At 71.9% G+C, this 19,809-nt stretch carries 17 protein-coding genes; 10 read left to right on the top strand and 7 right to left on the bottom strand.

Features of this window, described 5'->3' with window-relative positions; translation table 11 throughout:
- Positions 1–143: 143 nt before the first annotated feature.
- From ACN27J_RS12660 to fabG, 5 genes are all read left to right on the top strand, one after another.
- A complete protein-coding gene (locus ACN27J_RS12660) occupies positions 144–674 on the top strand; it encodes a hypothetical protein (protein WP_421366240.1) in 531 nt (176 codons plus the stop codon).
- Between the two features lie 114 nt (positions 675–788).
- Positions 789–1,889, top strand: coding sequence for a WD40/YVTN/BNR-like repeat-containing protein (locus ACN27J_RS12655; RefSeq protein WP_421366238.1), 1,101 nt, complete (start codon positions 789–791; stop codon positions 1,887–1,889).
- 1 nt (position 1,890) lies between these two features.
- Positions 1,891–2,166, top strand: a complete 276-nt coding sequence (locus ACN27J_RS12650) for a ubiquitin-like small modifier protein 1 (protein ID WP_123604943.1) — start codon at positions 1,891–1,893, stop codon at positions 2,164–2,166.
- Positions 2,167–2,212: 46 nt separating this feature from the next.
- A complete protein-coding gene (locus ACN27J_RS12645; RefSeq protein ID WP_421366236.1) occupies positions 2,213–3,487 on the top strand; it encodes an MFS transporter in 1,275 nt (424 codons plus the stop codon).
- Between the two features lie 119 nt (positions 3,488–3,606).
- Positions 3,607–4,365, top strand: a complete 759-nt coding sequence (fabG, locus tag ACN27J_RS12640) for a 3-oxoacyl-ACP reductase FabG (RefSeq protein WP_421366234.1) — start codon at positions 3,607–3,609, stop codon at positions 4,363–4,365.
- Between the two features lie 13 nt (positions 4,366–4,378).
- On the opposite strand, the gene ACN27J_RS12635 is transcribed toward fabG, so the two are convergent.
- Positions 4,379–6,004: a glycoside hydrolase family 43 protein gene (locus ACN27J_RS12635; RefSeq protein ID WP_421366232.1), complete on the bottom strand. Its 1,626-nt coding sequence runs from the start codon at positions 6,002–6,004 to the stop codon at positions 4,379–4,381.
- Between the two features lie 259 nt (positions 6,005–6,263).
- Between ACN27J_RS12635 and ACN27J_RS12630 the strand changes: the two genes are divergently transcribed.
- The 5 genes from ACN27J_RS12630 to ACN27J_RS12610 all read left to right on the top strand — a co-directional run bounded on the left by ACN27J_RS12630 (position 6,264) and on the right by ACN27J_RS12610 (position 12,343).
- Positions 6,264–7,547, top strand: a complete 1,284-nt coding sequence (locus tag ACN27J_RS12630; protein ID WP_278170900.1) for an extracellular solute-binding protein — start codon at positions 6,264–6,266, stop codon at positions 7,545–7,547.
- 9 nt (positions 7,548–7,556) lie between these two features.
- On the top strand, positions 7,557–8,486 hold the full coding sequence (locus ACN27J_RS12625) for a carbohydrate ABC transporter permease (RefSeq protein ID WP_278170898.1): 930 nt from the start codon (positions 7,557–7,559) through the stop codon (positions 8,484–8,486).
- Positions 8,483–9,379: a carbohydrate ABC transporter permease gene (locus tag ACN27J_RS12620; RefSeq protein ID WP_278170896.1), complete on the top strand. Its 897-nt coding sequence runs from the start codon at positions 8,483–8,485 to the stop codon at positions 9,377–9,379. Before ACN27J_RS12625 ends, ACN27J_RS12620 begins: the two co-directional genes overlap by 4 nt.
- A gap of 143 nt (positions 9,380–9,522) precedes the next feature.
- Entirely contained in the window at positions 9,523–11,535 is a 2,013-nt protein-coding gene (locus ACN27J_RS12615) for a hypothetical protein (RefSeq protein ID WP_421366229.1), read from the top strand.
- A gap of 49 nt (positions 11,536–11,584) precedes the next feature.
- Positions 11,585–12,343, top strand: coding sequence for an arginase family protein (locus tag ACN27J_RS12610; protein WP_421366227.1), 759 nt, complete (start codon positions 11,585–11,587; stop codon positions 12,341–12,343).
- Here the strand turns inward: ACN27J_RS12610 and atzF are convergent.
- The 6 genes from atzF to ACN27J_RS12580 form a co-directional block, all read right to left on the bottom strand.
- Positions 12,315–14,084, bottom strand: a complete 1,770-nt coding sequence (gene atzF, locus ACN27J_RS12605) for an allophanate hydrolase (protein WP_421366224.1) — start codon at positions 14,082–14,084, stop codon at positions 12,315–12,317. The two genes, ACN27J_RS12610 and atzF, sit on opposite strands and share 29 nt — an antisense overlap.
- 92 nt (positions 14,085–14,176) lie before the next feature.
- Positions 14,177–15,349, bottom strand: coding sequence for a BMP family ABC transporter substrate-binding protein (locus ACN27J_RS12600; RefSeq protein WP_421366222.1), 1,173 nt, complete (start codon positions 15,347–15,349; stop codon positions 14,177–14,179).
- Positions 15,350–15,368: 19 nt separating this feature from the next.
- On the bottom strand, positions 15,369–16,280 hold the full coding sequence (locus ACN27J_RS12595; protein WP_421366220.1) for an ABC transporter permease: 912 nt from the start codon (positions 16,278–16,280) through the stop codon (positions 15,369–15,371).
- A complete protein-coding gene (locus ACN27J_RS12590; protein ID WP_421366218.1) occupies positions 16,277–17,335 on the bottom strand; it encodes an ABC transporter permease in 1,059 nt (352 codons plus the stop codon). Before ACN27J_RS12590 ends, ACN27J_RS12595 begins: the two co-directional genes overlap by 4 nt.
- Positions 17,332–18,897 (bottom strand): ABC transporter ATP-binding protein, encoded by a 1,566-nt coding sequence (locus ACN27J_RS12585; protein WP_421366215.1) that lies wholly within the window; start codon positions 18,895–18,897, stop codon positions 17,332–17,334. The genes ACN27J_RS12590 and ACN27J_RS12585 overlap by 4 nt, the downstream gene beginning before the upstream one ends.
- Positions 18,894–19,604 carry a GntR family transcriptional regulator gene (locus tag ACN27J_RS12580; RefSeq protein WP_421366213.1) on the bottom strand — a complete coding sequence of 237 codons (711 nt, stop codon included), beginning with the start codon at positions 19,602–19,604 and terminating at the stop codon, positions 18,894–18,896. The genes ACN27J_RS12585 and ACN27J_RS12580 overlap by 4 nt, the downstream gene beginning before the upstream one ends.
- Positions 19,605–19,809 lie beyond the last annotated feature (205 nt).

The following is a 19,809-nucleotide window of genomic DNA, read 5'->3' as shown; positions in this document are numbered from 1 at the left end:
CCCGGGTGATTCTAGCCGGCCCGGTCGGACACACCCGCCGCCCGGCTGTTGCGGTGTTCGCACACCTGTCGGGTAGCTTCGGTGACCGGCTCCGCCGCCAGCGGACGCCGGCAGCCATCCGGACCGACGGGAGATCTATCGACATGGGCAGGAAGACGGTGTACGTCTCCGATTTCAGCGGTGCCGTGCTGGACTCGGCGGACGAGCTGGTGCGGATCGTCGTCCTCGAACATCCCGACCTGGTCGCCGGTCCGGTGCGGCTGGAGGCCCGGCCGGACGAGGTGGAGAGCATCGACGACGCGGCGCTCGACGTCGCCGTCGTGGAGATCCACGACGGACAGGGCGACGGCGAACCACGTCGGGTGGTACTGACCGCCAGCGAGTTCGACTCGCTCGCCACCGACGTGCCGATGGCCCAGCTGCTGCGTACCGCCGAGCGGGTCAAACCGGCCAGGACCAGCCGCAAGGCCGCCGAGCGGGTGGACTACGCGACCCTGGAGCACGCCGGCAAACCGCACCGGGGCAAGACCACCGACGAGGAGGCCCGGCTGGTCCGCGACCACCTCGACGAAATCAACAAGCGGTTGGCCGACGAAGGGCTGCGCCAGATCGACCCGGCCGATCCCGACCACGCCGAGCGGTACGGCTTCGCCCGCTCGGCCGATCCCGACTGACGCCGAGCTCGCCACCCCAGCCGACCTGACCGGAATTGTCGGTCCGCCTCGGCATACTCCGGTTCGGGCCGGCGACGTCGCCGGCCGGTGACCAGAGGTGACCAGGAGGGATCGATGGGGACACCGCATACCGGGGCGCTGCTCGCGATCGGCACGGAGAAGGGTCTGTTCCTCGCGACCAGCACCGACGACCGGCGCGGCTGGCAGGTCAGCGGCCCGCACTTCCCGATGACCGCGGTGTACGCGGTGGCGATCGACAAACGCCGGGCGGTGCCCCGGCTGCTCGCCTCGGTGGCCAGCCCGCACTACGGGCCCAGCGTGGCGACCAGCGACGACCTCGGGCGCACCTGGTCCGAGCCGGAGCAGCCGCCGGTCGCCTTCCCGGCCGACACCGGGGCCACCCTGGAGCGGGTCTGGCAGCTCACGCCGGCGTCGGCCGCCGAGCCCGACGTGGTGTACGCCGGCAGCCAACCCTCGGCGCTGTTCCGGTCGACCGACGGCGGGGCCAGCTTCGAGCTGGTCCGGCCGCTGTGGGAGCACCCGCACCGGCCGCTGTGGGAGGCCGGCTTCGGCGGCCGGGCGATCCACACCGTCCTGCCCGACCCGCGGGACCAGGCGGCCCTGCTGGTCGCCATGTCCACCGGCGGCGTCTACCGTTCCGCCGACGCCGGGGCGAGCTGGGCACCCGGCAACACCGGCATTCGCGCGTACTTCCTGCCCGACGAGTGGCCCGAGTTCGGCCAGTGCGTGCACAAGGTGGCCCGGGACGCCGTCGACCCGGACCGGCTGTACGCGCAGAACCATCACGGCGTCTACCGCTCCGACGACGCCGGCGCCACCTGGTCGTCGATCGCCGACGACCTGCCCAGCGACTTCGGCTTCCCGATCGCCGCCCACCCGCACCGGTCCGGGGTGATCTACACGTTCCCGCTGGTCGCCGACTCGCGGCGGTTCCCGGTCGACGACCGGTGCCGGGTGTTCCGGTCCGCCGACGCCGGTGCCACCTGGCAGCCGCTGACCGCCGGGCTGCCGCAGCACCCGTACTATCCGGCGGTGCTGCGTGACGCGCTGACCACCGACGACGCGTCGACCGCCGGGGTCTACTTCGGCACCCGCAGCGGGGACGTGTTCGCCAGCCGTGACGAGGGCGATTCCTGGCAGCCGGTCGCCACCGGCCTGCCGGACGTGCTCTGTGTCCGGGCCGCGGTGGTGTGACGTGGTGACGCTGCTGGTGCCGGGCGCGCTGCGGGCGGACAGCGGTGGGCAGGCCCGGCTCACCGTCGACGCCGACGGCACGCTGCGGGCGGTCCTCGACGAGGTGACCCGCCGCTGGCCGCGACTCGCCCGCCGGATCCGCGACGAGCAGGGCCAGATCCGGCGGTACGTGAACGTCTATGTCGACGGTGCAGACCACCGGCACAGCGGCGGTCTGGACACCCCGGTCCCGGCCGGTGCCCAGGTGCAGGTGATTCCCTCGGTCGCCGGCGGGTGACCCGGCACACGTCATTCCGGGCGGCGGCGCGGGGCATGATCCACGGGTGCCCAGTCTCCTGATCGACCTCGGCCCGTTGCGGGCCAGCGCGCCGTACCGCCGGATGTGGCTCGGCGCCTCGCTGTCCGGCATCGGCACCAGCCTGACCACGGTGGCGGTCGGTCTGCAGGTCTACGACCTCACCGGTTCCACATTCAACGTCGGCCTGGTCGGGTTCTTCGCGCTGGTGCCGCTGGTGGCGCTGGGCCTGTACGGCGGTGCGGTGGTCGACGCGTACGACCGGCGGCGGGTGGTGGTCGCCACCTCCACCGGCCTGTTGCTGGTCGGGGTGGGTTTCACCGGGCAGGCGCTGTTCGACGTCGGCAGCGTCGGGCTGCTGTACGGCCTGGTCGCGGCGCAGAACGGGCTGTTCGCGATCAACAACCCGGCCCGTACCGCGATCGTGCCGAGGCTGCTGCCGATCGGTCTGCTGCCGGCGGCGAACGCACTGACCAACCTGTCCATGGGGCTGTCCCACACGCTGGGTCCGCTGCTGGCCGGGGTGCTGATCGGCTGGTGGGGTTACCCGGGGACCTATCTGATCGAGGTGGGGCTGGTGGCGGTGGCCCTGGCCACCCTGGTGGCGTTGCCGTCGATCCCGCCGGAGGGCGAGGTCCGCCGGGCCGGGCTCGCCTCGGTCTGGGAGGGCCTGCGGTTCCTCGGCACCCGGCCGAACGTGCGGATGACGTTCCTGGTCGACCTGGCGGCGATGGTGCTGGCCATGCCCCGGGTGCTGTTCCCGGCGATCGGCGCGACCGCGCTCGGCGGCGGGGCCACCACGGTGGGGTTGCTCACCGCCGGCATCGCCCTCGGCACCATGGCGGCGAGCCTGCTCTCCGGGCCGCTGGGTGCGGTGCGCCGGCAGGGCCTGGCGGTGCTGGTGTCGGTGGCCGGCTGGGCGGTGGCGATCACCGTGTTCGGGCTGATCGTCGTGGCGGCGCCGGGGCCGGCACCGGGCGGTGGTGCGCATCCGCTGCTCTGGGCGGCGGTGGCGGTGCTGCTGCTGGCCGGCGCGGCGGACGCGGTCAGTTCGGTGTTCCGGATGACGATCCTGCAGGCGGCGACGCCGGACGCGCTGCGCGGTCGGCTGCAGGGGGTGTTCATCGTCGTGGTCGCCGGTGGCCCGCAGTTGGGCCAGTTGGTGCTCGGCGCCACCGCGCAGCTGACCGGTGAGGCGGTCGCGGCGGTCGCCGGTGGCCTGGCCTGCCTGGTGGTGCTGGCGGCGCTGGCCCGCCACCAGCCGACGTTCGCTCACTACGACGCCCGGGATCCCACTCCGTGAGCGGACCTCCGGCACCGGGCACAATGGTCTGCGCCGACCCGAGGGTCTGTGCCGACCCGCAGGTCCGCACCGGCGAACACCCCCCGTCGGTTCACCCCAGCGCCGAAGGAGTCGCTTCGATGGACAGATTCGCCGACCGGGTCGCCCTGGTCACCGGAGCCGCGCAGGGTATCGGGGCCGCCACCGCCCGGCGGTTGGCCGCCGAGGGCGCCACGGTGGCGGTGGTCGACCTGACCGTCGAGCGGGCCGGTCCGGTGGTCGACGAGATCGTCGCGGCCGGCGGCGGCGCGGTCGCGGTCGGCTGTGACGTGACCGACCCGGTCGCCGTCGACGCGATGGTCGATCGGGTGGTGACCGACCTCGGGCGGCTCGACATCCTGGTCAACAACGCCGGGATCACCCGGGACAACCTGCTGTTCCGGATGCCGGCCGACGACTGGGACGCGGTGCTGCGCACCAATCTGTCCAGCATGTTCCACTGCTGCCGGGCGGCGCAGCGACACATGGTGCCGGCCCGCTACGGCAAGATCGTCAACCTGAGCAGCCGGTCCGCGCTGGGCAACCGTGGCCAGGTCAACTACGCCGCCGCCAAGGCCGGCGTGCAGGGGCTCACCGCCACCCTGGCGATCGAGCTGGGGCCGTACGGGATCAACGTGAACGCGGTCGCACCCGGCTTCGTGGCGACGTCGATGACCGCGGCGGTGGCCGCCCGGATCGGGGTCGACCCGGACGAGCACCGCCGGCAGGTCGCGGAGCAGACGCCGCTGCGCCGGGTCGGCCAGCCGGCCGAGATCGCCTCGGTGATCGCCTTCCTGGCCAGCGAGGACGCGTCCTACGTCAGCGGGCAGACGCTGTACGTCAACGGTGGTGCCCGGTGATCCGGCCCGCCGCTCACAGCTCCCGGTAGGTGGCGTGGTCGAAGTCGGCGTACCCGCCGTCGTTGCCGATGTCCTGCACCCAGAGCCCGACGAAGGCGCCGGTGAAGCCCCAGGCCTCCGGCTCGCCGTCGGTCATCCGGGCGGCGTACTCGTCGGACAGGATGGTGGCGTCGAGTTCGACCGGCAGCTCGCGCCAGTGGTCGCCCCGGTGGTAGCCGAACCGCAGCACCGGGCCGTCGAACACCACCCGCAGCCCGAGCCGCGCGACGTCGGTGACGTCGACGCTGACCTGAGGGTGGGACTGTCGGCGGCCGCTGTCGCAGCTGAGCAGCTGCAGCTCCTGGCGACCGTCGTCGGTGCGGGTCAGGTAGGCGTAGTGCCAGTTCTCGGTGTTGTAGTAGCCGGTCACCCCGGCGAGCTGGCGGGGGGTGGCCGCGCGGAACTCGACGAGCGTCTCGAAGACGCAGTTCGGTGCGGTCACCCGGCGGGCGACCAGGCTGGGGCGTTGCCGTCCGACCGGGGACTGGCCGCCGACGATCCGCAGGTGTGACGGGCGGCTGGTCAGGTCGGTCCAGTCCGGCCCGGCCGGTCGGCGCAGGGTCGACCAGCGCGGGCCGAGGGTCGCGGCGTCGAAGTGGTCGGTGGACGGCTCGGTGGGCCAGGGGTGCGCCGGCAGGTCGGGGGCGGGCACCTGCTCGGCCGGGACCTGGCCGGCGACCCGCGGCCAGCCGTCGGCGGACCAGTCGACCCGCTGGATCGCGGTTTCCCGGCCGAGGACGCACCGCCCGAGCGGGGTGTAGGGCCGACCGACCAGGTGGGCGAGGTACCACTCGCCGCGCTGAGTCTGCACCAGGCTGCCGTGCCCGGCCTTCTGCAGGGTCAGTTCGGGGCGGCCGACGGAGGTGAGCATCGGTCCGGCCGGGTCGGCCTCGTACGGCCCGAGCAGGGCGCGGGACCGGGCGACGGTCACCTGGTGCTCCCAGCTGGTGCCGCCCTCCGCGGTGACCAGGTAGTACCACCCGTCGTGCCGGTAGATGTGCGGTCCTTCGGTGAGCCCGGTCGGCGTACCGGTGAAGATGGTGACCGGGTCGCCGACCAGCCGCCGGGCGTCGCGGTCGTAGCGCTGGATCTCGATGCCGCCGAACCGGTCGCGCCCCGGCCGCCAGTCGGCGGTCATCGCCAGCAGCCAGGTGCTGCCGTCGTCGTCGTGGAAAAGCGACGCGTCGAAGCCGTGGGCGTGCAGCGGCACCGGGTCGGACCACGGGCCGTCGATCGACGGGGCGGTGATCAGGTAGTTCTGCGGGTCCCAGTAGCCGCTGGCGAAGCTGGCGACGTCGCTGTAGACCAGGTGGAACAGTCCGTGTGCGTACGTCAGGTCGGGTGCCCACACCCCGCACGAGTCCCCGGCACCGGTCAGGTCCAGCAGCCGTCGTTCGGTGAGGATTCCGTCGAGCGGGCGCCAGTGCACCAGGTCCCGAGAGTGGTGCAGGGTCACTCCCGGGTACCACTCGAAGGTCGACGTGGCCAGGTAGTAGTCGTCGCCGACGCGCAGCACCGACGGGTCGGGGTAGAACCCGCGCAGCACGGGGTTGGTGATGACCCGGGCCGAGGTGGCCACGTCGGTCGTGTCGGTCGGCATCGGTGGTCCTCCGGGCTCGGCTCTCGAAAGCTTCGGCAGTTTTCCGGAAAGTATGCCACCCGCGGAGGCTTCTGCGGTCCGTTGACGACGGTCGTTGTGTGGAAATCGGGTCTTGACCGGGCGGTAACGCCGTCGTAGCGTGCGCAACGTCACCAACTCATGGCGTTCCGCAGGTGAAATTTTCGGTGACATCGGTCGATTGCTCGGCATCCAGCGGTGGGTGGGGACCACGCTCGCCGCTTACCTGAGGGGACGGCACATGGCGACACCGATCCACCTTTCCCGCCGTACGCTGCTGAGCCTCGCCGGCCTCGGAGCCGGCGCGGTCGCGCTCGGCGGGTGCGGCGACTCCGGAAGCGACAGTGCCGGCATCGAGTGGTGGCACATCCAGAACACCGACCCGATGCTGCCCGTCTGGGCGGCGTTCGCCGAGGAGTTCCAGGCGCAGAACGAAGGCGTCGGCATCACCATCACCCCGCTGGAGAACGAGGCGTTCAAGGCCCGGCTGACCACGGTCACCCAGGCCGGCGACCCGCCGGACATCTACCACACCTGGGGCGGTGGCGTGCTCCGGCAGCAGGTCGAGGCCGGGCTGTGCCAGGACATCACCGACGCGGTCGCCCCCTGGCGGGACATCCTGCAGCCGGCCTCGACGCTGCCGTACGAGATCGACGGACGGCTGTACGGCGTCCCGTTCGACATCGGCATGGTCGGCTTCTGGTACAACAAGGCGCTCTTCGCCGACGCCGGCATCACCGCACCGCCACAGACCTGGGCCGAGTACCTCGAGGTCGTCGGCCGGCTCAAGGCCGCCGGGATCACACCGATCGCGCTGGCCGGCGGCGAGAAGTGGCCCGGCCACTACTACTGGGCCTACCTGGCGATGCGCATCGGCGGCATCGAGGCGCTGAGCCGGGCGGCCGAGGACAACAACTTCACCACCCCGGCGTTCATCGGCGCCGGCGAACGGCTGGCCGAGCTGGTCGCCCTCGAACCGTTCCAGGAAGGCTTCCTCGGCGCGTCGTACGGTGAGCCCGACGGCCAGGCCGCCGCGATGGGCAACGGGGACGCGGCGATGGAGCTGATGGGCCAGTGGGCCCCGGCCGTCCAGGAGGAGGCGTCCGGCGTCGAGGGCGGGATCGGCACCGACCTCGGCTTCTTCCCGTTCCCGGCGGTCGACGGCGGTCAGGGATCGGCCTCCGACGCGTTCGGCGGCGGCGGCGGGTTCGCCATCGGCCGCGACGCCTCGCCGGACGCGATCCGGTTCCTGGAGTTCATCAGTCAGGTGGACAAGCAGCGCCGGGCCGCCGCCACCGGCGCGTTCCTGCCGGTCACCATCGGCGCCGAGGACGCGATCGAGGACCCCAACCTCGCCGCCGTCGCCGAGACCCTGGCCAACGCCAGCAACTTCCAGCTCTACCTGGACCAGGCGTACGCCCCGGCGGTCGGCCAGGAGGTCAACGACCGGGTCGCCGAACTGATCGCCGGGCAGATGACCCCGGAGCAGGTCGCCGAGGCCGTCACCGTCGTCGCTCAGCGCTGACCGGCGACGATGGACCGCAACCTGAGACGCCGCCGGATCAGCGACCGGATCACCATCGGCCTGTTCCTGCTGCCGGCGCTGGTGCTGTTCGGCGTGCTGGTCGTCGCCCCGATCCTGGTCGCGGCGTACACCAGTCTGTTCCGCTGGAACGGGTTCGGCGGCCTACCGACCGACTTCATCGGCCTGGACAACTTCGTCCGGCTGCTCGACGACCCGGTCTTCATCGGCGACCTGCGACGCGGGGCCCTGCTGGTGGTGCTGTCGGTCACCGTACAGCTGCCGCTCGCGTTGGGGCTGGCCCTGCTGCTGAACCAGAAGCTGCGCGGCCGGGCGGTCTACCGGGTGCTGTTCTTCGCCCCGTACGTGCTGTCCGAGGTCATCACCGCGGTCCTGTTCGACATGGTCTTCAGCCAGAACCGGGGCCTGGCCAACCACGTGCTGGCCCTGGTCGGGCTGGAGAGCCTGAGCTCGACCTGGCTGTCCGACCCGTCGACCGTGCTGTACTCGGTGTTCCTGGTGATGACCTGGAAGTACTTCGGCTTCCACATGATCCTGCTGCTCGCCGGCCGACAGAACATCCCGCGGGAACTGCACGAGGCGGCGGCGACCGACGGCGCCGGCGGCTGGCAGATCTTCCGGCACGTCACGCTGCCGCTGCTGGCCCCGACCATCCGGATCTCGATGTTCCTGGCCGTGATCGGCAGCATCCAGCTGTTCGACCTGGTCTGGGTGCTCACCGGCGGTGGTCCGCTGAACGCGTCCGAGACCATGGCGGTGACCATGTTCCAGTACGGGTTCCGGCGCTTCGAGGTGGGCTACGCCAGTGCGATCAGCATCGCGATGTTCCTGATCAGCCTGATCTTCGCGGTGCTGTACCAACGCTTCATCCTGCGCCGCGACCTCGAAGGAGCGATGACCACCATGGGGGATCAGCGATGAGCGCCCCGACCCGTACCGCACGGCCCCGGCCGCAGCGGGCAGCCCGGGGTGGCGACCGGGTGTCGCGGCTGCTCGGCCCGGCCCGGTCCCTGTCGTTGCACACCGTCTCGATCATCGTCGGGCTGATCATCGTGGTCCCGATCGTCTTCGCGCTGCTCGGCGGGTTCAAGGACAACCGCCAGCTGTCGAACAGCCCGTTCGGTCTGCCGTCGCCGTGGATACCGGAGAACTACCTCGAGATCCTCGGCTCCGGATCGTTCTGGCGGCAGCTGTTCAACAGCACGCTGATCGCGCTGGCCACCGCGGTGATCGTGGTCGGGGTGGCGGCGCTGGCGTCGTTCGTCTTCGCCCGGTACGCGTTCCGGGGGCGGGAACTGCTGTTCCTGTTCTTCACGATCGGGCTGATGTTCCCGTTCGCGGTCGCCATCCTGCCGCTGTTCATCCTGCTGCGCACCATGGGTCTGCTGGACAACCCGCTCGGGGTGATCCTGCCCCAGGCCGCGTTCGGCCTGCCGGTGACGATCATCATCCTGCGGTCGTTCTTCCGGGCGATACCGGGGGAGCTGGAGGAGTCGGCGATCCTCGACGGCTGTACGCCGTTCGGCTTCTTCTGGCGGATCCTGCTGCCGATGGCCCGGCCGGCGATCGCCACCGTGTCGGTGCTCGCCATCGTGGCCAGCTGGAACAACTTCATGCTCCCGCTGGTGGTGTTCAACGACCCGAACTGGTGGACCATCCCGGTGGGCGTGCAGGAGTTCCAGGGCCAGTACGCCGACGACAGCGCCAAGGTGCTGGCGTACGTCGTGCTGGCGATGGTCCCGGCGCTGGCCTTCTACTCGATCGCCGAGCGCCAGCTGATCGGCGGCCTCACCGCCGGTGCCACCAAGGGCTGAGCTGGTGCGACCAAGGGCTGACCGGGCGACCCGGATGATCGCCGCGCGGTGACGATAGTCCCGCCGACCTGGCCGGTCGGCGGGACAAGCCGGCCCCGGGGGTGGTTGTTCCGGCCGCCGTCGGTTGGTGAGACTGCGTGATCATGAGTCGTCGCAGTCTCGTGACAGTCGTGGCCGCCGTGGTCACCGTCCTCGCCGTGGCCGTCACCATCACCCTGGTGGTGCTGAACCGCCCCGGCGAGCCACTGACCGCGAGCGACCCGGCGGCCGGGGTGACCGTCCGGGTGGACGGCTCGTCGGTCGACGGCCGTGGCGCCAGCCTGCGGGTCGGTGTCGCCGACGACGCTCCGGGCTTCCCGGAGCCGAGCATGATCACCCCGCTCGGTGAGGTGGCCAGCGTCGAACTCGACGGCGGCGAGCTGACCGGGCCGGCCACCATCACCTTCGACTATCCGGCGGACGCCCCGGTCGACGACATGTTCATCGCCGTCTACGTCGACGACTGGGGGCAGTGGCTGCCGCTCGGCGGCGACATCGACGCCGACGCCGGCACGATCACCACCCAGACCCGGCACTTCTCCCACTGGGTGCTCGCCGCCTGGGACGAGGAGGAGACCGCCGCGCAGGCGGCCCTGGCGCTGCAACGCGAGATCAACGCCAACCGGTACGTCGCCGGAATCGCCGGCATCCTGTCCGTACCGCCGCCGTTGGAGTGCCGATACCAGGCCCTGCCGGTCCGGGTCGAGCTGGACAACTTCGTCCCCGGGCTGGAGACCTGCGCGACCTTCCACCCCGACCGCGACGGCACCTACCAGTTCAGTATCGGCAACACCGTCGGCTACCCGCTGCTGCTGGAGTTCCCGCCAGCGCTCACCGTCGAGACGGCCCCCGACTCGGGCACCGGCCCGACCGGGCGGGACAACATCTACACCGCGTTGATCGAGGACGTCCGGACGCTGATGGGCGACACCGCCGTGGTGCTCAGCTCCGGCACCCGGGTCACCTTCCGGCTCGACCCGGCGAAGCTGCCCGAGTCCGGCACGATCACCCTCAGCGCCCGACTGGACTACGGCCACGTCCTGCTGGACGCCTCCGGTCTACTACTGCAGCTGCTGCTGCCGTTGAGCCCGGACAGCAGGGCGCTGCAGATGTGGCGGCAGTCCGAGAAGTACCTGCAGACCGCCGAGTGCATCCTCACCGAGAGCATCAAACTTGGCCGGATCATCGGCAACCCGACCGGCAACGACATCACCGGCTGGGTGCTGTCCGCCGCGAACGCCTACTACGAAGGCGTGGTGCGGTGTGCCGAGCAGATCGTCGACTTCGTGCTGAAATTCATGGAGAAGCCGGCGGAAACGTACGTCGAAGGGATCTTCAACGCGATCAGCAACAGCCTGGGCGGCCTGGTCAAGCGCCGGTTCGACGCGGTGCTGGCCGTCTGGCGTAACGCCGGGGCGATCCGGGAGCTGCTCTCCGGGACGGTGGAGCTGGCCCGGCAGAGCTTCACCGGCGACAGCGGCCGCCGGTCGGCGCGGCTGACCGTCACCGATCCGCCGCTGGACCGGCTGCACGAGGTGGTGCCGAGACCGGGTGACGGCAACTACCGGGCCGGCACCGGACCGACCGACTTCGTGGTGACGCAGGAGAGCCAGTTCGCCCCGTTCGGCCCGTTCCGCGGCTGCCCGGGGGACCCGGAGTGGCAACTGGACTGGAGCTCGACCCCGCACGGTGTCGGCTACCTGTACCTCGGCGGGGCCAGCGACCTGATCAGCGCCCAGGTGCAGGTGTCGCACGTCCCGGCCGGGCAGCGGGCCGCCGTCGAGGAGTATCTGCGGCAGTTGGGTTCCGTCCAGTGCCGCGCCGAGCGCACCGCCGCCGACTACACCGAATACGGTCCGGTGGTGACCGCCAAGGACTATCCGGCGGTCACCCTGGTCTGGAACGCGGTGGAACAGACCCCTGACTACCAGGCGGCCGGCAGCATCTGGTGGGGCTTCGACCCGCGTACCGGCTATCTGCTCAAGTTGCAGACCCAGCCGTTCGACAACCCCGAGATGCCGATCGGTGAGGTGACCGAGCACAGCGAAACCGCCTGGTACTACCTGGTGAAACGGGCCGAAGCGATGCTCGGGACCGGGCTGGCACCGGCATCCTGACCGATCAGGTCCCCTGTGGAGAGGCGGTGTCCACGGTAGTCTCTGCCGGGTGACGAGCATCCTGGTGCCCTACCATCTCGATGAGTACCTGCCCGAGCTGGACGTGCCGGGGTCGGCGGAGACGACCGTGATGCCGTCGCTGCCCGACGGCACCCGGTGGGCGCGGATGGCCTGGCTGTACGGGGCGGTCGCGGTGACCGTCGCCGGTACGGTGTCCGCCGGGCACCGGCCACTGGTCCTCTCCGGCGACTGCACCACCGCCCTCGGGGTGGTGGCCGGTCTGCAACGTGCCGGCGTCGACCCGATGGTGGTCTGGTTCGATGCCCACGGCGACCTGCAGTCCCCGGAGACGACCAGCAGCGGCTACCTGGGTGGGATGCCGCTGCGGCTGCTGACCGGCCATCGCCGCGACCTGATCGCGACGGCGCTGGACCTGCGGCCGGTCGCCGAGGCCGACGTCGTGCTCGCCGACGGCCGGGACCTCGACCCGCCGGAGGCCGACCAGCTGCGGCGGTCGGCGATCCGGCACCGGCCGGTCGGTGACGTCGCCGACGCGGTCGGCCAGCTGCCGGACCGGCCGATCTACCTGCATTTGGACGCCGACGTCGTCGACCCGGTCGAGCTGCCCGGGCTGCGCTTCCCGGCACCGGGCGGCCCGCAGTTGGCCGAGGTCGCCGACGCGGTGACCGCCGTGCTGGACACCGGGCGGGTGGCCGCCGTCGGCGTCGCCTGCACCTGGGACCCGGGTCATGGTGCCGCCGCCCGGCTCGGCCCGCTGGTCAAGGAGATCCTGCGTCGACTGGCCTGAGGGCGGCCCGCCAGCCACCGGCGGCGGTGACGTCGACCGCGTCCCGTACGCCGTGCTCCTCGGCGAGGAAACCGGTGACCCGGCTGCCGTCATCGAGTTCGACCGAGCCGAGTCCGAGCGGCGGCGGTACGGTGCCGAGCAGCGCGCCGACCGCCTGGTGCGGCAGCCGCCACACCTCGACGGCGATCCCGCCGGCCGGTCCGTCACCGGTGCGGACCAGCCCGGGGCGGGGCAGCCCCGGCCCGACGAGCCGGTAGAGCCGGTAACCGGGGGCGGTCCGGGCCCGGTAGGCCAGCCGCCCGCCCAGCTCGACCAGCTGCGGGTTCAGCGGCAGCCCGGTCAGGTGCGCGCCGGCCACCGCCACGGTGGTCGTCCCGGTCGGCTCGTCGGCCGGGGTGGTCACCGACTCACCGCACCAGAGCGCGGCCAGGTCGAGCAGCGGCGCGTCGGCGAAGGCCGGGGCGACGAACTGGACACCGAACGGCAGCCCGTCGGTGCGGGCCCCGGCCGGTACGGCGACCGCACACAGGTCGAGCAGGTTGACGAAGTTGGTGAACCGGCCCAGCCGGGCGTTGACGCCGACCGGGTCGGCGGCGACCTCGGCCAGGGTCGGGTGGCCGGGGGTGACCGGCAGCAGCAGCGCGTCCACGTCGGACCAGACGCCCTCGGTGCGGCGGCGCAGCGCCGCGAGCCGGTCCAGCCCGGCGAAGACGTCCGGCCCGGCGATGTCGCGGCCCCGCGAGACGATGGTCCGTACCGTCGGGTCGAGGTGCGGGCCGTCCGGCTCCAGCAGGTGCCCGAACGCGGCCCAGCGGGCGGCCAGCCACGGCCCGTCGTAGAGCAGCCGGGCGGCGGCCAGGAACGCGGTGACGTCGACCTCGACCACATGCGCGGCGACGGTACGCAGCCGCCGCAGCGCCGCCCGCCAGGCGGTCTCGTGCACCGGGTCGAGGTCCAGCGGCCGGTCCGGGACCGCGACCACCCGCATCCGGTCGGCGACCCCCGGCGGCGGCTGGGTCGGCACCGGCCGGGACCACGGGTCGTCGGGATCGGCCCAGGTCAGCGCGGCCAGCGCCGGTCGGGCCTCGGCGACGGTACGGGTGAAGGTGGTGACACAGTCCAGTCCGGCGCAGGCGGGCAGCACGCCGACGGTGGAGACCAGCCCCCGGGTCGGTTTGACTCCGACGATGCCGTTGAAGGCGGCCGGTACCCGGCCGGACCCGGCGGTGTCGGTGCCCAGCGCCAGCGGCACCAGTCCGGTGGCGACGGCGAGGGCGCTGCCGGAGCTGCTGCCGCCGCTGACGTGTGCGGCGCTGGCGACGCTGTGGCAGGCGCCGTACGGGCTGCGGGTGCCGACCAGCCCGGTGGCGAACTGGTCCAGGTTGGTCTTGCCGATGGCCACGGCGCCGGCGTCGGTCAGCCGGCGTACCGCTGCGGCCGACGTGGCTGCCGGCGGCCGGTCGGCCAGGGCCGGGCAGCCGGCGGTGGTGGGGTGCCCGGCCAGGTCGAGGTTGTCCTTCACGGCGACGGCGGTGCCGGCCAGCGGGGCGTCCGGGTCGACGCGGGCGGCAGCGTCGTCGACCTCGGCCGGGTCGAGCAGGGTGATCCAGATCGGCTGGGCAGGGTCGGCGGCCAGGTGCGCGGCGCGGGTCGCGGCGGCCAGGATCGCGGTGGGGGTGGCGGCGGCCGATCGCGCGGTGCGGGTCGCGGCGGTCACGTCGTCCGGTGCGGTCGATGTCACGGGGGATACCTCCGGTGGCGCCGGGGGTACGGCCGATGCGGGACCGGGCGCGCGGTGGGGCGCGCACACCGGCCGTACCCCGGGCGGGTCGGTCAGGACGACGGGATCTGGCCGACGACGCCGTCGACGAAGTAGTCGATCGACTCGATCGTCTGGTAGTCGGGGATGGTGTCGGCGGGTACCCGTACGGTGCCTGCCTGGTCGACGACCGGCCCGGCGAACGGCGAGCCGTCCTCGGCGCTGATCTTGGCCTTGGCCTGTTCGACGAGGTCCTTGGTCGCGTCGTCGACCGCCGGACCGTACGCCGACTGCACGAACGGGTTGTCGCCGGTCTTGAGCCCGACCCGGAAGTTGGCGTTGTACTCGCTGCCGGTGAACTCACCGTCCAGGACGGTGCGCACCATCTTGGTGTACAGCGGTCCCCAGTCCCATTCGGAGCCGGTGAGCCAGCCGGTCGGGGCGAGTTCGCTGGCGTCGGCGTGGTAGCCGACGGTGTAGGCGCCGGCCGCCTCGGTGGTGCGGATGATGGTGGCGGTGCAGTCCTGGTGCTGGCTGATCACGTCGACGCCCTGGGAGAGCAGGCTGCTGGTGGCCTCGGCCTGCTTGGCCGGGTCGCACCAGCTGGAGGTGTTCACCACGTAGGTCTTGACGTCGGGGTTGACCGAGGCGGCACCGAGCTGGAACGCGTTGATGTTGTCCAGCGTCTGCGAGATGGGGAACGCGTACACGTACCCCAGTTTGTTGGTCTTCGTGGTCTTTCCGGCGACGATGCCGGCCAGGTAGACCGGCTCGTAGACGGTGCCGAAGTAGGTGCCGAAGTTCGGTGGCACGTCGCCGTCGACGATGTTGCCCTGCTGCAGCACCACCACGTCGGGGTTGGCGGCGGCGACCTTGAGCGCCGGGTCCTTGTGGCCGTACGAGGTGGCGAAAATGATCTTCGCGCCCTTGCGGATCATGCTCTCCATCACCCGGGTGGCGTTGTCGTCCTCCGGCACATTCTCGGCGGTCAGCACCTCCAGATCCGGGTACGCGGCGGCGACGGCCTGGCTGCCGGCGTACGCGGCCTGGTTGTAGCCGTAGTCGTCCTTGGGTCCGACGAAGATGAAACCGATCGCGGTGCCGCCGGTGCCGGGTGCCTCGGCGGCGTCCCCGGTCGACGCGGCGGTGGTGGTGTTGGTGGCGCAGCCGGCCAGCAGTACGGCTGCCAGCGTGCTGGCGGCCGTGGCGGCCAGCGCGCTGCGACGGGACAGTCCTCGGATACTCATCTGGGGTTCCTCCGGTGATCTATTTGGCGGGGGTCAACTCGAAGACCCGGGACAGTCCTTCCGGCGCGGCGTTGCTGCGGCGGCGGCCGAGCAGCACCAGCGCGGCGATGGTCACCAGGTACGGCAGTGCGTCCAGGGCGAACTGGTTGAAGCCCAGGCCACGGGCCTGCAGCGCGGGGGAGAGGGCAAGGGCGGCACCGAACAGGTACGCCCCGCCGACGGCGCGCAGCGGATGCCAGGCGGCGAAGATGACCAGGGCGACGGCGATGAAGCCCCGGCCGGCGGTCATCCCCTCGAACCAGGCGTTGGCGTACGCGGTGGACAGATGCGCGCCGCCGACCCCGGCGAGCAGCCCACCGGTCACCACGGCCAGGTACCGCACCAGCTGCGGCGAGTGCCCGTACGCGGTGAGCACCTCGCCGCGTTCGCCGGCTCCCCGGATGGTCAGCCCGACCCGGCTGCGGTACAGCAGCCACCAGATCGCCGGGGCGAGCAGGTAGGAGCCGTACACGAGCGGGTCGTGCTGGAAGAAGATCGGCCCCAGCCACGGAATGTCGGCGAGCAGCGGCACCGGGTACGGCTGGAACGGGCTGATCGCCCGGCCCACGTACGCGGCCCCGAACATCGAGGTCAGCCCGAGGCCGAGGAAGAGCACGACGAGACCGGTGGCCAGCTGGTTGGCGGCCCGGCCGAGGACCATCACGGCGTGGACCAGGGCGAGCAGGCCGCCAGCGGCGGCCCCGGCCACCACCCCGGCCCACGGGCTGCCGGTCTCGGCGGTGACGGCGTACGCGGCGAGCGCGCCGGTGAGCATGCTTCCCTCGGTGCCGAGGTTGATCACCCCGGCGCGTTCGGCGATGGTCTCGCCGAGGGCGGCGTAGAGGATGGCGGTGCCGCCGCGCACCCCGCCGGTGAGGACGTCGACGATCACTTCTTGCTCCTTCGGGTGAAGCCGAGCACGACCAGCAGCACCATGGCCATCAGCACGTTGACCGAGGCGGCCGGCAGGTTGGCGTCGATCTGCAGGCTGTCGCCGGCCATCGCGATCGCGGCCAGCAGCAATGCGGCTGACGCGACCCGCAGCGGCCGGTGCAACGCCAGCCAGCTGGCCAGGAAACCGACGTAGCCGAAGTTGGCGGTCATGCCGGGGCGCAGCTTGAACTCCGTACCGGCGAAGTGGACCAGCCCGGCCAGGCCGGCGAGCGCGCCGCCGACGAGCATCGAGGTGACCAGCAGGGTGCCGACCCGCAGGCCGGCGCGGCGGGCCGCTTCCGGGTTGCCGCCGACGACCCGCAGCCGGAATCCCCAGCCGGTACGCGACATCAGCCACCAGATGGCGACCAGCGCGATCCCGGCGACGACGATGCCGGTGTTGAGGGTGCCGCCGGGCACGAACAGTGGCAGCCGGGCGGTGTCTTCCAGGGGTCGGCTGGCGGGTTGGCCGAAGCCGGAGGCGTCCTTCCACGGGTCGTAGATCAGCAGCAGCATGATGTCGATGGCGATGAAGTTCATCAGCAGCGTGGTGATCGCCTCGTTGACCTTGACGGCGAGCCGCAGGCCGGCGGCGATGCCGGCCCACGCCGCGCCGCCGACCATCGCCGCGACGATCATCAGGGCGAGCACCAGCGGGCCGGGTAGTCGTTGGTCGGCGACCAGGCCGACGCCGGCGGCGCAGACCGCGCCGATCACGATCTGGCCCTCGCCGCCGACGTTGAGCAGGCCGGCCCGTGCCGGTACGGCGACGGCGAGCGCGGCCAGCACCAGCACCGAGGCCCGCACCAGTACGGTCTGCGCCTGGGCCGGGTCGACCAGCGACCTCACCATGTCGGCGTACATGGCGACCGGGTCCACGCCCTTGGCGGCGGCGAAGGCGCCGAAGATCACCGGAGCGGCGAGTACGGCGACGACGACCCGCAGCCACAGTTTTGCTCGATTGTCGACAGTTTTTGCCTGTTCGGGGGCAGGGCGTACCAACGTGTCGGTCACCTCAGGTCACTCCTACCAGCCGCTTCGGCGTGGTTGCCGCCCAGCATCAGCTGGCCGATCGCGTACCGGTCGGTGCTCGCCGGAGCCACGACCCCGGCCAGCTCCCCGTTGTGCAGCACCGCGATCCGGTCGCTGATCGCCAGCAGCTCGTCCAGGTCCTCCGAGACCACCAGCACCGCCGCCCCGGCGTCGCGCTGCTCCAGCAGCAGCTCCTGGGTCCGCCGGGTGGTCGCGATGTCCAGCCCACGACTCGGGTACGCGGCCACCACCACCGTCGCCGGCACCCCCAGCGCCCGGGTCAGCAGCACCCGCTGCACGTTGCCGCCGGACAGCTCGGCCACCACCCGGTCACCGGCCGCCATCCGCAGCCCGGCCCGCTCCGCCCGGCGCGCCGCGCCGGCCGCCACCGCCCGCCAGTCGATGCCCAGACCTCGACGGACCGCGCCGAGATCGGCCAACGCCATGTGCTCGGTGACGGTCAACCCGGGCACCACCGCGTCGGTGAGCGGATCCTCCGGCACCCCGACCGCCCCGGCGGCGAGGGCCTGCCGGGGCCGGCCGTGCACCACGACGTCCCCGATGTGCACCGAACCGGCGGCCACCCGACGCTCGCCGAGGATCACCTCGCAGAGCTCGCGCTGCCCGCTGCCGGCCACCCCCGCCACCCCGACCAGCTCACCCGGACGCAGGTCCAGGTCGATGGCGCGCAGCGCCGGGGCACCCCGGTCCCCGGTGACGTCGACACCGCGCAGCCGCACGATCGGCTCGACGTCAGCGCCCGGCGGCTGGCGGTGGCTGGCCAGGCCCGGCACCGAGCGGCCGACCATCGCCTCGACCAGCTCCGCGTCGGTGTGCCCGGCCGGGTCGGCGTTGCGCAGCACCACCCGGCCGCCGCGCAGCACGGTCACCCGGTCGGCGATCGCCCGCGCCTCGGCCAGTTTGTGGGTGATGATGACGATCGACAGTCCGTTGGCCCGCAGCGCCCGCACCGCGGCGAACAACGCGTCGACCTCCTGCGGGGCCAGCACGCTGGTCGGCTCGTCGAGGATCAACAGCCGCGCCCCGGCCATCAGCACCTTGAGGATCTCCACCCGCTGACGTTCCCCGATGGACAGGTGCGCCACCAGCGCGTCCGGGTGCACCGGCAGGCCGTACCGCCGGGCCTGCTCGGCGATCCGCGCGGACAGTGCCCGCCGCTGGAACCGCAGCCCGCGACCGGGCAGGGCCAGGGCGATGTTCTCGGTGACGGTGAACGCCGGGATCAGCCGCAGGTCCTGGAAGACCATGCCGATCCCGGCTGCGCGGGCCGTCGCCGGCGAGTCGATCGTCGCCGGTACGCCGTCCACCCGCAGCTCACCGGCGTCCGGCCGGTACACGCCGTAGATCAGTTTCATCAGTGTGCTCTTGCCGGCGCCGTTCTCGCCGAGTACGGCGTGCACCTCGCCGGGCGCGACGTCGAAGTCGACGCCGTCGTTGGCGACGACCGCGCCGAACCGGCAGGTCAGGTCGCGGACCGAAAGCAGCGCGGTGGCGTTGTCCACCGGCGTGGCCACGGCGGTCATTGCAGCGGCCTTGTCTCGACGGCCATCATCCGGGTCAGGGCCTGCGCGGCCCGTTGCTCGACGACGGCGACGGATTCCCCCAGATGCATCGTGAACCTCCGGTGTGCGGTGTCGAGGTCGCCACCGAGGACGGCCTCCAGGATGCCGAGGTGCTGCGTGATCGTCCGGTCGATCCGTTCGGCGGAGAGGAAGTCGTGCATCCGGACCACCCGGATGCGTTCGTTGACCACGCCGAGCATCCCGGCGAGGGCGTTGTTGCCGGCGGACTCGGCCAGCCGGACGTGGAAGCTCTCGTCGAGCAGCACGAACCCGGGATCCGGGTCCGGGGTGTCGCGGCGCAGCACCAGCCAGTCGTCCCGCAGCGGCTCGACGACGGACAGATCGTGCGGCTCGCCGGTCTCGGCCGGCCGGTGCAGCGCCGCCAGCTCCAGGGCGCGGCGTACCTCGTACAGCTGCCGGACCTCGACCAGGTTGGACGCCGCCGGCACGTAACCGCCGTCCGGCAGGCGTTCGACGAGCCGTTCGGCGTGCAACCGGGCCAGGGCCTGGCGGACCGGGGTACGCGACACCGACAGCAGGGTGGCCAGCCGCTCCTCGCCGAGCCGGATCCGCAGCGGGAAGTCGCCGACCAGCAGCCGCCGCTTCAGCTCGGTGTAGGCGTGCTCACCGGCCTGTGCTCGCGGAGGTGTGTCCAGTCTTGTATCCAACGCCGGATCCATGGACGGAACGTAGGGGCGTCGTGCTTCCGCGGTGTTTCGCGGCGGTAAGCAGCCCGACGCGGCAGCGGGCAAAACATCATGAATCGCTGTTTACCCGGGCAAGTCAGGCGCAAAATGGGCAACATCGGCGGAGTTTGCTTTACTGGCGAGCTGCTATTCATGCATCGAATATCATTCATGGCGGTAATCGGAT

The sequence above is a fragment of the Solwaraspora sp. WMMB762 genome, from assembly GCF_049179115.1.
Taxonomy (GTDB): Bacteria; Actinomycetota; Actinomycetes; order Mycobacteriales; family Micromonosporaceae; genus Micromonospora_E.
This window is presented reverse-complemented; position numbering and strand designations above follow the sequence as displayed.